Origin of the sequence: Streptococcus sp. 27098_8_66, from assembly GCF_041431945.1 — a bacterium.
Lineage (GTDB): Bacteria > Bacillota > Bacilli > Lactobacillales > Streptococcaceae > Streptococcus > Streptococcus dentalis.
Map to the genome: position 1 here is coordinate 181076 of NZ_JAPVYS010000003.1, position 12877 is coordinate 193952.

Sequence of the window (12877 nt, forward strand, 5' to 3'; positions counted from 1 at the left end):
ATCCTTTCTCGTCAATAATTAGTTAGCCTAGGTTTTCAATGAAACCGAGGTTGATCACCACACGCTCATAGGTTTCTGACCCTTGCAAGCCTGCTTCCTCTAATTTTTCAAGGGCCCGTTTCAAGCGCGTTTTGTAGATATAGCGATGCCAGGTCAAATCATAGCCTAACATCCCCAGTAGAGCCAATTTTTCTTGCTTAGCTTCCATCTCATCGACGACTCGCTTTTCTGTCCAAACCTGGGACAGAGTATCTGCACGGCCCACGCGATACCAATAAATACATTTTTCCGTATGAACTACCCGATGGGCTTTTAAGAAGAGCTTATACATCAGGAAGTTATCCTCGACATTTTTTCCAACCGGAAAACGAAGCCCTTCAAATAAGCTACGCTTATAGAGCTTCATCATGGCACAAGCCCAGGCCATATCTCTGGTCTCCTGGATAGCATCGTGGTCCATGATCTCGCGTCCCTCATAAAGAGATTCTGAATAATCGTCGTCCGTTACCTTGATCAAGTATTTGCTACTACTGTCATCATAGAGGTTATAGTTGGCTACTGAAACATCCGCACCATACTTTTGAAGTTGACGATAGAGCACTTCTACATAGTCCTCCGTCACCCAGTCATCTGGATCAATAAAGGTGATGTAATCACCAGTTGCTAGCTCAATCCCTGTATTCCGAGCAGCAGATAAGCCCCCATTTTCTTGGCGAACGTAGCGGATGCGCGCATCCTTCCTAAAAAATTCTTTACAGATCTCTTCTGACTGGTCTGGCGAACCATCATTGACCAGGATAATTTCCAAATGAGGGTAGGTCTGATGGATAACCGTTTCCAAACATTGTCTCAAATAAGCTTCTACATTATAGATGGGAATGATGATACTCACTACTTCATTTGTTTCCATGCTTCTTCTCATTTCTCTTTAAATAATCGCGAATCGCTGCCACCATCTCCTGCACCTGGTCATCCGCAAACACTTGGTTCTCACCATTTTCCACATGATTCGTTCCTTCAAAAGAGAAAATCGGTAAGCCCAATTGATGGACCGTTTGCGTCATCTGATCCACCTCATCATAAGGATTGATATCCAAATAGAAATCCAATTTTTCTAGGACCTTTCGACTGGTCAAGGGATCAAAAGAGGGATAAAGAAAGAGGTTGGGATAGCGTTCCAATTGCACCAAGTTAAAACCAAAATGGCTATGGGCAAGGACATGAATCGCTACGTCTGGCAATTCTTTTAACAAAGTCTCCAACTCGTAGATATCTGCTGTATGGGTATAAATGGCGGCATGATAAGGAAATTCTCCCACTAGATCTGGATAGGTTTGCTTTAAAATTGGTTTTCGAAGCAAAATTTCCTCCCAAGAGAGGGCATAGTAAAACCACCATAATTCACGAAAACGATTGAAGCGTTTAGAGGTCCATGGTTTATTATGAGAGGTATAATGAACGACCGCGGGAATCCCTTGAAAGGCATCGTACCAGTCTAAATCTCCATAGTGATATTGATCCTTATCAGACCCTACTTGTAGATTATAGGTCCAAGGTAAAGGGTACCACGCATCTTTGAAATACAGATTCAAAATTCCTTGGTCTCCGTATACATGCTGATGGTACTCGCGAGTAAGGTCAAAAAGTGCCTCTGTCACTTGGTGCTCTTGCCACCAAACCCTATCAATCACCAAAAGTCCAGCATTAAAACCATCTGTCGTCGTCGGCTTATCTACCACTGCCCCCAGTCCATGACCTTTTAAATCGACCTCAAACAAAGGCGATAAATCCTGTGTAAAGATCATGTCACAATCCAGATAAAGGATCCGCTTTTCCTCCACAATCTCTGGAATAGCGTAACGGAAATAGGTTGCATAGTGAATATGGTTACTTGGAAGCGAGAAGGACTGGAATTGCTCGGGAGACATCCGACAATTGATCACTTCTGAATCCAACTGGCGCAAGCGCTGATTCATGATAGCAAACCACTCTGTTGGTAGATCTTCATTTAAAACATAAATTTTCAACCGGTCCTGATGGGCGCACAATGACTTCATAGCGGTTTCCAATTTTTCCATATAAGATAGATCGGCTGAAAAGACGACAGCTTTTTTATTCATAACTCCCCCTTATATTCTTCCATTAGGATACCATTTTCGAGAGAGGAAGACAATCTCTAAGCCCTAAAAAGAGGTCCAGACAAATGTCTACGACCTCTTTTACATTGTTTTCTTATTTTGTGTCTAATACAGCAAGTGCATCGTCGACCAAGCTTGCCCCTAAGACATGCTTGAAATGATTCAAGGCAAACTGATGATTTTCAGGAGTAAGTGACGCCACTGCAGGTTCCACGACTTCGATCTGATAGCCGAGATTATATGCATCAACCGCAGTATGGAGGACGCAGATATCGGTCAAGACACCTGTCAAAATAACGGTATCTACATGACGTTCCCGCAGGCGGATATCTAGGTCCGTTCCTGAAAAAGCAGAATAATGACGTTTATCCATCCAAAAAACTCGTGGATCCGCTTTGTGCTCCCGATAAAAATCTGCCAAAGGGCCGTACAAATCACGTCCGCTGGTCCCAATGATATTATGAGGTGGGAAGAGCTTGCTTTCAGGATGAAATGGATCCTCTACATCATGCGCATCAATGGCAAAAAAGATATAGGCTCCTTGGTCAAAGGCCAATTGGGTCACCTGAGCAATAGTCTCAGAAATGGCTTGTGCAGGAGCACCTGCCGTAAGCTTACCATCATCTGCTACGAAATCGACAGTATAGTCAATTGAAATCAAAGCTTTAGTCATTAGTAATCTCTTTTCTTAATTTCCTCAAAGATATCTGGAATCAACACTTTGAGATAGGTTCCCTTCATTCCAAGTGAACGGCTTTCAATAATACCAGCTGACTCCAATTTCCGAAGTGCATTGACAATCACAGAGCGGGTAATGCCAATCCGATCCGCGATGATAGAAGCAGTCAACTGCCCCTCATTTCCTTTCAATTCACTAAGGATGGCAGAAACAGCCCGCAACTCAGAGTAAGACAAGGTATTGACAGCCATATTCACCGCTGTACGACGACGAATATTCTTCTCGTCTTCCTCGCGTTGGTAGTTCAACATTTGAATCCCTACCACGGTACTCGCAATCTCAACCAAGATCAAATCATCATCATCAAACTCTTTATCATTCCGCCAAATGATCAAAGACCCCAAACGAATCCCAGAAACATGAATGGGCGCAATGGTCGTCAATCCATCAGGAAATTCAGACTTGGTCTCAATTGGAAAGACCGTCAAATCATGCTCGATGGGAAGGTTTGCTTCCGTATCATAAACTAAGCTTGCTGCTTTAGCATAATCTTCTGGTAATTTTTTATTTTGAAAGAAAGCTTCTACCCGGTCATTGTTGGTCTTGTAACGCATGAAATAACCAAGGAGGGTTCCTTTGCTATTAATGATACAGGCATTACAGTGAATAATATCCGCCAATTGCTGAGCAATATCATTGTAAGGCATCTCAGCCTGCAACTGTTCATCTGTCCGTTTCAAGATAGATGTAATTTTTCGTGTCTTTTCTAATAAATTTGCCATAATAAACCTCGCATATAGTCAGCTCAAGTATATCATATAAGTGTGGGAATTTCAATCGAATTATCTGAAAATTATTTATTTTTTCTACAATTATGCGCAATTCAGAAAAATATCGATTCGATGACATGGTTTTTATAGAATGAATCAAAAAAAGATTGAAGACTTTTCTCTTCAATCCTTTATCTAATTAGCGTTTGTATTGTTTCAAGAAACGAGTCATTTTTTCTTGAATTTGAGCCAACTCATCGACACGTGGAAGGTAAACGATCCGGAAGTGATCTGGATCTTTCCAGTTAAAGCCGCGGCCATGAACCAAGAGAATTTTTTCTTGCTTCAAGAACTCTAAAACAAATTGTTCATCATCATCCACGCGGTACATGTCCCGATCAATCTTAGGGAAGATATAGAGACCAGCCTTTGGCTTAACAGCTGAGAGGCCTGGAATATCATTGATGGCTTTGTAGATAAAATTGCGTTGTTCGTAGATTCGACCACCTGGAAGCAAGAGTTCATCCACGGATTGGTAACCTCCAAGAGAGGTTTGCACAACATGTTGAGACAAAACATTTGAACAAAGACGCATATTGGACAACATGTTCAAGCCTTCAATATAGCCCTTCACATGATGCTTCGGACCAGACAGAACCATCCAACCAACACGGAAACCGGCAATCCGGTGAGATTTTGACAAGCCATTCATACTTACACAGAAGAGATCAGGCGCTAAGCTTGCAATAGCCGTGTGTTTTTCACCATCCATGACCAAGCGATCGTAAATTTCATCTGCGAAGATAATCAAGTTATTTTGGCGAGCGATCTCCACAATCTCAAGCAGGATCTCATCTGGATAGAGGGCACCTGTTGGGTTATTCGGGTTGATAACAACGATAGCTTTAGTGTTTGAGGTGATTTTCGACTTGATATCCTCAATATCTGGGTACCAGTTTGCTTCTTCATCACAAAGATAGTGAACCGCATTCCCACCAGCTAGGCTGACAGCTGCTGTCCAAAGAGGATAGTCCGGCATGGGAACTAAGACCTCATCCCCATTGTCGAGCAGTCCTTGCATCGACATGACGATCAGCTCACTTACTCCATTCCCAAGATAAATATCATCAATATCCACATTTGGAATTCTTTTCAACTGGCAATACTGCATAATGGCCTTGCGGGCTGAAAAGATCCCTTTTGAATCCGAATAGCCTTCACTATCACGCGCATTCATGATCAAATCATGGATGACTTCATCTGGAGCTGTAAAGCCAAATTCAGCAGGGTTCCCTGTATTCAAACGAAGAATTTTTTCTCCATTTGCTCGCATGCGCATGGCTTCTTCCAAGACTGGACCACGAATATCGTAAGCGACATGTTCGAGTTTGCTTGATTTATTATATTCCTTCATATTCTGCCTCGATTCACGAAATTATCTCTATTATACCACTAGTTGAAATAGAGTACAAACCGAGGACTTTAAAAATTCAGCAAAAATATAGCAGAAAAACGAGACTTTACCTTTACATTCTGCCCTAAAAGGGATAAAATATAAGTGTATAAGGAATAGGATTCCTTTCTATTCTTTCCATGTTTTCAAGCTATAAGGAGGTAGGATTATGTCTCAAAAATACGAAAACATTATGGTCGCTGTCGACGGTTCCCATGAAGCAGAATTAGCCTTTGAAAAAGGGGTTAATGTTTCTCTTCGCAACGGCTCTAAATTGACCATTGTCCACGTCATCGATACCCGTGCCCTTCAAAGCGTCTCAACTTTTGATGCTGAGGTCTACGAAGAATTGCAAGAAGAAGCCAATGAATTGCTCAAAGGCTACCAGGAACGTGCTGAAAAAGTCGGCGTTCAAAATGTTGCGACTGTTGTGGAAATGGGAAATCCAAAGGTCCTCTTGGCTAATGATATCCCAAGTAAAGAAGGGGTTGACCTTATTATGGTCGGAGCTACCGGACTCAATGCCTTCGAACGGTTAATGGTCGGATCCTCCTCAGAATATATCCTTCGCCACGCTAAAGTAGACTTACTAGTGGTACGTGATAAGGATAAAACCATGTAAGAAAGAAAAAGTTTGGAACAAAAGTTCCAAACTTTTTTAGTTGTCTTTTTTTGCTTCTTTTTGTTTTGCATGTTTTTCGTAGGCCTTGAGCTGACGATCGAGTTCTTTTTTGATGGCTGGTTCTGGGGCGTATTTTTCTTCCCAATCATCTGGCTTCAGAATTTTGTGGGTTACTGGATCAAAGTGCGCCTTTCCATCTGGGAAAATCTTGCCCATATTGGCCCGGTGAACAATCTCAAAGACCTCTTCAGGATCAACTCCCATTAGAACAAAGCTACCATAAGTCAGATATAAGGTATCGATTAAGGCATCAACCTGTCCCACCATGGAAATTTCAGCTGGATGCTTGCTACGAACCTTATCTGCAGCCTTATCCAAAGCTTCGTGAAGGGCTGCTACCGAGCGATCGAATTCTTCCTCACTTGAGCTAGCTGCTCGGACAAATTCCACTAATTCCTCTTGCTTGAACATAGTCCGATAGAGGGCATCTTGGGGTTGCCAGACAACTGGTTTCTCCTGGGTTTTCCCATCCATCACTCCATGGAAGGTTTTGACCTTATTGAAGTGATCATCCTTAGAAATAAAGAGTTCTTTCTCTGAGAGAATACCAAAGTGCTGTAGGGCCTTTTGAATGCCATCCTTGTCATTGCTGGTCGTGGTATGCTTGGCAATCGCCTTAACACTTGTCGTCCCATTTCCCATCGCAATAGATAAGCCAACACCTGAAAGCATCTCTAAGTCATTATCAGAATCTCCAAAAGCCATCACTTCATCGATGTCAAAGCCAAATCCCTGACCAACGATGCGGATCCCTTCTAACTTGGAAATCCCTGGGTTGAGGACATCTGCTGCAAATGGGCTAGACCGCGTGAATTTCAGATGTGGAAACTCTTTTTCAATTTTTGCAGTCTCTTCTGGACTCGATAAGATCAACACTTGGTAGATTGGTTCTTGCGCTAGTGCATAGAGGGTATCCTGATCTTGTGGGATGACCTTGCTAACCACTTTGTTAAATCCTCGACTGACTGTACGGGCCATTTTGCGGGGCACAAAACGACTAGACCAGGTTGAAATAGGACTCATCCCAAAACTCATGATCCGAGAACCAAATACCCCATCCTTGGTACCAAGAGCAATTTCCTTACGGTGTTCTCGAGCATAGTCAATTAGTTGGTGCAGACTCTTTTTATCGATTGGGCTAGTATACAGCACGCGGTCCTTGGTCAAAATATACTGACCATTATAGGTCACTGCAAAATCAAAACCATAGCGTTCCATAAATGGTTTGACAAAGGCCGGTCCCCGCCCTGTCGCAAGGCCTACATAGATCCCTTCTTCCTTTAAAGACTGAATGGCTTTTTCTGTTGATTTTAGGACCGCTCGACTATCATTAACCAAGGTTCCATCGATATCAAAAAAGACTGCTTTTATTTCCATGTCTACTGTTTCTTTCTTTTTATGATAAAATAAATTATATCACATATTCCAAGGAGCTTCACATGTTTAAGAAAATTTTAGCACTACATACTGGAGGGACTATTTCGATGGCAGCAGATGACTCTGGAGCAGTGATTACCAATGAAGTCAATCCCATGACCCAAATCACTTCACCAATTGAAGGAATTGCAGTCACCTCGGAGGACTTCTTCAACCTTCCCAGCCCTCAAATGACACCCCGTCACATGTTAGCCCTATATCAAAAAATCAAAGAGGAAGCTCACAACTACGACGGCATCGTTATTACCCACGGGACAGATACTCTGGAAGAAACGGCTTATTTCTTGGATACTATGGAGTTACCCGAGATCGCTGTGGTCATTACAGGAGCTATGCGAAGCTCCAACGAGCTCGGAAGCGACGGTGTCTATAATTTTCTGACAGCCCTTCGAGTGGCTGCCGATCCAAAAGCACGTGATAAAGGGGTCTTAGTCGTCATGAACGATGAAATTCATGCGGCTAAGTACGTCACCAAAACCCATACCACCAATGTCAGCACCTTCCAGACACCAACCCACGGTCCACTAGGTTTGGTCATGAAAAAGGAAATCCTCTTCTTTAAAACAGCCGAGCCAAGGGTGCGCTTTGATCTCGATACCATCGATGGTTTCGTTCCGATCATTGCTACCTACGCAGGGATGAAAACCGATCTGCTGGACATGCTGGATCTTTCAAAGCTCGATGGCCTCATTATCGAAGCCTTTGGAGCTGGAAACATCCCTAAAGAAACGGCACATAAAGTCCAAGAATTCATGGATGCAGGTCTTCCAATCGCTTTAGTATCCCGTTGCTTCAATGGAATCGCTGAACCCGTCTACGCATATGAAGGAGGAGGTGTCCAACTCCATCAAGCAGGTGTCTTTTTCATCAAAGAATTAAATGCCCCCAAAGCGCGCATCAAACTCCTCATCGCCCTCAATGCCGGCCTAAAAGGACAAGAACTCAAAGACTATATCGAAGGGTAAAATAAGATACAAAGGGCGTAAAATGCAATCTTAAAGGGAGTAGAGTGGAATCCAAAGAATTTCCACTCTACTCCCTTTTTATATGTTAGTCTAAATGTTCTTTCTTTTCTAAGTAAAGCGAAAGCAAATGCCAATCGGGGTGTTCGCGCCAATCTGGCGTGGCTACAATCTTGCTGGCGACTTTCCGCGCTTCTTCCAGAATGGGATAATCTTCTACCAAATCCGCCACTTGAAATTCTGGAATCCCAGATTGACGGGTTCCAAAGATTTCACCTGAACCTCGCATTTTCAAATCTTCTTCCGCCAGCACAAACCCATTTGTTGTCTCTGTCATGATTTTCATGCGCTGCTTGCCACTATCTGTCTTAGGATTGGCTACTAGAATAGCATAGGATTGCTTGTTTCCCCGACCAACCCGACCTCGAAGCTGGTGAAGCTGGCTAAGACCAAACCGATCTGCATCCATAATGACCATAACGGTTGCATTGGATACGTTGACTCCTACTTCAATAACGGTCGTAGACACCAAAACATCAATGTGGTGCTCTTTAAAGGACTGCATGATAGCATCTTTTTCTTCACTTTTCATCTTCCCGTGAAGAAGAGAAACGCGTGCTCGCTGACCAAAGAAGGCCTCTAGCTCTTCTTGGAGGGCAAGGGCGTTTTTCAAATCTAGCGCCTCTGACTCTTCAATCAATGGAGAAATAAAATAAGCCTGAGAACCTTTGCCAAGTTCTTTGACTAACCAGTCGAGGACCACTTCTAACTGCTCATGCTTGACCCAACGTGTGATGATTTCCTTTCGTCCAGCAGGCATCTGGTCAATGATGGACACATCCATATCTCCAAAGGCTGTAATAGCCAAGGTCCGGGGAATAGGGGTAGCCGTCATCATCAGGACGTCTGGATTTTGTCCTTTTTCTCGAAGGATACGGCGCTGGGAAACCCCAAAACGGTGCTGTTCATCAATAATGACCAAGCCTAGATCTTGGTAGTGAACTCCCTCTTGAATCAAGGCATGTGTCCCCGCAATCAGTTGAGCTGTTCCTGAGGCGATCTCTTCTATGACTTCTCGTTTCTCAGCCGCCTTTAATCCTCCTGTTAAAAGGGCAATTGGCAAGTCAGGAAAAAGATTTTGCAAGCTTTCCTTGTGTTGCTCTGCCAAAATCTCCGTTGGAACCATCAAGGCTGCTTGCTTCCCAGCGCTTAAGGCTGCATACATGGCAAGACCGGCCACGACTGTCTTCCCGCTTCCCACATCCCCTTGCAAGAGGCGGTTCATATGATAAGGAGAGGCCATATCTGTCAAGATTTCATTCAAGCTGTTTTCTTGAGCTTGCGTTAGCTCAAAGGGAAGCTGTTTTTTTCGTTCTGCTAATTTTTCTGGATTCCAGGCCAAGGAAATCCCTTGGCTGGCATCGTGATTTTCTTCTTTTAGCACTTGGAGTTGCAGCTGGAAAAAGAGGAGCTCTTCAAATTTTACCCGGCGAAGAGCTTGCTTGTACTCTGCCAGATCCTTAGGAAAATGCATAGCTTGTACTGCTTGGGAACGAGACATGAGTTGATAACGCTCTCGTAAGATTTGGGGTACATTCTCTTCTAAAAGCTGCTCCAAACCCTGGTCGAATGCTATTTTGATCAATTTCACCAGGCTGTTTTGGCTGACTCCTTGCGTCACTCCATAGACTGGCTGCAAATCATCTTCCACTTGAGCCAGGAGCTTCATTCCTGTCAAACTCCCCTTGGCCTTGTCCCATTTCCCAAAAATCGCCACTGTCTGCTGGACCTCGATTTTATCTGCTAGATAGGGTTGGTTAAAAAAATTAACCGCAATCACTTGGTCTCCCTGTTTGATCGAAAAACGCAAGCGGTTTCGTTTGTAGCCATAATATTGAACATTGGCTGGTGTTGCTACCACCCCAGAGATGACGGCTTTTTCCCCATCTTCTAACTCTAAAACATTGCGCGTTTTGAAGTCTTCATAACGAAAGGGGAAATACAAGAGCAGATCTTCTAAGGTTTCAATTCCTAACTTTTTAAATTTTTCCGCCGATTTTGGACCGACTCCAGGCAGTACGGATAAGGGTTGGTGTAGATTCATTTCTCCTCCTTTCTTTTATAAAAAAGCAGGTCCATCCGGGAAAATCCCACCTGCTTCTTCTTATTCTTCACCTGTATAGTCACGAGGAATTCGATCACTCAAAAGACAGACCACTTCATAATTAATGCTACCACGGTAATCCGCAACCTCTGTTGCCGTGATTTCTTTCTCGTCCTCTCGTCCAATCAGGGTAACCTTGGTCCCCAGAGGCAATTCTTCGGTAAGGCGAACCGTTACCTGGTCCATCGAAACGCGACCAACAATGGGACAATAATCCCCCTTAATCAGCACATGGAAATTTTGCATCTCTCGGATCCAGCCATCCGCATAGCCAATAGGAATCGTCCCAATCCATTGGGGTTCTTCCGTCGTATAGGTTGCGCCATAGCCAATATCTTGACCAGCTTCTAACTGTTTCACATGAACTAACTCACTCACCAAACTCAAGGCTGGCTTGATTTCATAAGGCAAGGCTAGCACAGAACCACTGGGATTCAAGCCATACATGACATCTCCCAAGCGAACAGCCGTGAAAATCGTATCCGCATGCCACAAAGAGGTGGCAGAATTACTCGCATGGACAATGAGAGGAAGGGTTTCAAGAGCAGCCAATACTTCTTTGAAAAATTGGTATTGCGCTTGGAATTTTCGATCATCTGCTTCATCTGCTGTCGCAAAATGAGTAAAGATTCCTTCAATTTCAGCTCCAGCTGCCAAGAGGAGGCGTTCAGCCTCTTTGATCTCTTCGATCCTTCGGAATCCTATCCGCCCCATTCCTGAATCCACCTTGATATGGACCTTCAATCCTGAAAGATCAGCTTCTTCTCCAAGCAATTGATCCAACCAAGCAAGACTAGCCACCGTTAAGCGGATATCATGCTTTTTAGCTAGATTCACTGTTTCACTTGGCACAACTCCCAAAATTAAAATAGGGTGTTGCAAGCCTTCTTCACGGATTTCTATGGCTTCATCCATATTGGAAACACAAAAACCATCTACCTGAGGTGCCAATTTTTTGGTCACCGCAACGACCCCATGACCATAGGCGTTGGCCTTGACGACTGCATATTTCAAGGTTTGACTCGGAATATGCTCACTGACTTGTTGCACATTAAAGGCAATGGCATCCAAATCGACTTTTGCAACAGTTGGTCTATGTTTACTTGCTTTCATTTTCTTCCTCCAAAATGACACTGGTCGACACTAGGTCTCCCTTGTGACTGATCGAAACCCATACCTTCCCAGAAAAAGGAGACTTGGAAAAATAGGGAGCTCCGTGGGCATCATTTAAAATTTCTAACTCTTGAAAACCAACTGGTCCAATCCCTGTTCCCATTGCCTTTGAAAAGGCTTCTTTGGCGGACCATCGGCCCGTTAAATATTCCATTTTCCGTTTTCCAGACAATTCCTCAAAGCGCTCTCGCTCAGCCTCAGTTAAGACTTTTTCAGCGAATCGAGTATTCTTCTGATAGGCTTTTTCAATCGCAGCGATCGATTCGATATCGATGCCATGTCCTTTGATCATCTTGTTTTATCCTTATTTATTGTTTCAGTATCATTTTACTGACAAAAGAGAAGGGGCTAAAGAATCACTCCTTCCGCCCCTGCCTTTTACTTATTCATCGTTGCAATTTCTTTGACCAAGGCCTGTGTTTTTTCCCAACCCAGGCAAGGGTCTGTGATGGATTGACCATAAACCACTGGTTCATTTTGACGACCATCTTCTAGATAGGATTCAATCATGAAACCACGAACTAAAGTTGCCAAATCCTTGTTCCAAGCACGGTTCATCATAGTTTCTCTCACGATGCGTACTTGCTCTTCGAATTGTTTGCCAGAATTGTCATGGTTGGTATCCACCAGGATGAAGGGATGTTGTAAGCCCATTTCGCTATAGCGTTTTGCTGCCGCTAGCAAATCTTCATAATGGTAGTTTGGAATATTCTTACCACTTGCATCCAAGCCTCCACGAAGGATAGCATGAGCTAAAGGATTTCCTGATGTTTCCACTGCTTGGGCATTGAACAAAAAGTTTTGGGGATGTTGGGCTGCATAAATCGCATTGAACATGACAGAAAGATTTCCAGAAGTTGGATTCTTCATGCCTGTCGGAGCAGAGATCCCACTAGATACAAAGCGGTGCTCCTGGTCTTCAACTGAACGCGCTCCAATGGCATGATAAGAAATCAAATCCTCAACATACGGAAGACTTGCTGGATAAAGCAACTCATCCGCAGTTGTCAAACCAGTTTCTGTAATCACACGGTAGTGGAGATGTCGAACCGCTTTCAAACCATCCACAAAGCTTGGTGCTGCATGCGTATCTGGTTGGTGCATCAAGCCTTTATAGCCATCCCCATTGGTCCGAGGCTTAGCCGTATAGACCCGTATCACAATGAAAATCTGATCTTTGACTTGCTCTTGCAAGTCTGCCAAACGACGGGCATACTCCATCACAGCTTCTTCATTATCAGAAGAGCAAGGCCCGATCACAAGAAGGATCCGTTGGTCTTTTCCTTTGATAATCGCTTCCAATTCTCGATCACGCGCTTCTTTGCGCTCCAAGGCTGGACCTTCCAAGCGGTAAAGCGAAGTGATCTCTTGCTCATCAATCTTATTGCTCTTCGTAATGAATACCATACGGCCTCCTTA

12 protein-coding genes are annotated in these 12877 nt (G+C 43.7%); 2 read left to right on the plus strand and 10 right to left on the minus strand.

Annotation, left to right across the window (positions count from 1 at the left end; all coding sequences use genetic code 11):
• Positions 1-22: 22 nt before the first annotated feature.
• From O3642_RS04180 to O3642_RS04200, 5 genes are all read right to left on the minus strand, one after another.
• Positions 23-910, minus strand: a complete 888-nt coding sequence (locus O3642_RS04180) for a glycosyltransferase family 2 protein (RefSeq protein ID WP_371605463.1) — start codon at positions 908-910, stop codon at positions 23-25.
• Positions 897-2120, minus strand: a complete 1224-nt coding sequence (locus tag O3642_RS04185) for a glycosyltransferase (protein ID WP_371605464.1) — start codon at positions 2118-2120, stop codon at positions 897-899. Before O3642_RS04185 ends, O3642_RS04180 begins: the two co-directional genes overlap by 14 nt.
• Positions 2121-2232: 112 nt before the next feature.
• Positions 2233-2811, minus strand: a complete 579-nt coding sequence (locus O3642_RS04190; protein WP_151378703.1) for a cysteine hydrolase family protein — start codon at positions 2809-2811, stop codon at positions 2233-2235.
• Positions 2811-3599, minus strand: coding sequence for a GTP-sensing pleiotropic transcriptional regulator CodY (gene codY / locus O3642_RS04195; RefSeq protein ID WP_003013084.1), 789 nt, complete (start codon positions 3597-3599; stop codon positions 2811-2813). Before codY ends, O3642_RS04190 begins: the two co-directional genes overlap by 1 nt.
• A gap of 187 nt (positions 3600-3786) precedes the next feature.
• Entirely contained in the window at positions 3787-5001 is a 1215-nt protein-coding gene (locus tag O3642_RS04200; protein WP_049506033.1) for a pyridoxal phosphate-dependent aminotransferase, read from the minus strand.
• Positions 5002-5209: 208 nt separating this feature from the next.
• On the opposite strand from O3642_RS04200, the gene O3642_RS04205 reads away from it, so the two are divergent.
• Positions 5210-5662, plus strand: a complete 453-nt coding sequence (locus O3642_RS04205; protein ID WP_003013310.1) for a universal stress protein — start codon at positions 5210-5212, stop codon at positions 5660-5662.
• Between the two features lie 36 nt (positions 5663-5698).
• Here the strand turns inward: O3642_RS04205 and O3642_RS04210 are convergent, their stop codons facing one another.
• Positions 5699-7099 (minus strand): Cof-type HAD-IIB family hydrolase, encoded by a 1401-nt coding sequence (locus tag O3642_RS04210; protein WP_155126514.1) that lies wholly within the window; start codon positions 7097-7099, stop codon positions 5699-5701.
• 62 nt (positions 7100-7161) lie between these two features.
• On the opposite strand from O3642_RS04210, the gene O3642_RS04215 reads away from it, so the two are divergent.
• Positions 7162-8124 (plus strand): asparaginase, encoded by a 963-nt coding sequence (locus O3642_RS04215; RefSeq protein WP_049506483.1) that lies wholly within the window; start codon positions 7162-7164, stop codon positions 8122-8124.
• A gap of 85 nt (positions 8125-8209) precedes the next feature.
• Here O3642_RS04215 and recG read toward each other — a convergent pair whose 3' ends face one another.
• From recG to O3642_RS04235, 4 genes are all read right to left on the minus strand, one after another.
• Complete coding sequence (recG, locus tag O3642_RS04220) at positions 8210-10225, minus strand: ATP-dependent DNA helicase RecG (protein WP_371605465.1); 2016 nt, start codon at positions 10223-10225, stop codon at positions 8210-8212.
• Positions 10226-10285: 60 nt separating this feature from the next.
• Positions 10286-11398, minus strand: a complete 1113-nt coding sequence (gene alr, locus O3642_RS04225; RefSeq protein ID WP_371605466.1) for an alanine racemase — start codon at positions 11396-11398, stop codon at positions 10286-10288.
• A complete protein-coding gene (gene acpS / locus O3642_RS04230) occupies positions 11385-11750 on the minus strand; it encodes a holo-ACP synthase (protein WP_155126502.1) in 366 nt (121 codons plus the stop codon). The genes alr and acpS overlap by 14 nt, the downstream gene beginning before the upstream one ends.
• Before the next feature lie 86 nt (positions 11751-11836).
• Positions 11837-12865: a 3-deoxy-7-phosphoheptulonate synthase gene (locus O3642_RS04235; RefSeq protein WP_155126499.1), complete on the minus strand. Its 1029-nt coding sequence runs from the start codon at positions 12863-12865 to the stop codon at positions 11837-11839.
• Positions 12866-12877: the final 12 nt, after the last annotated feature.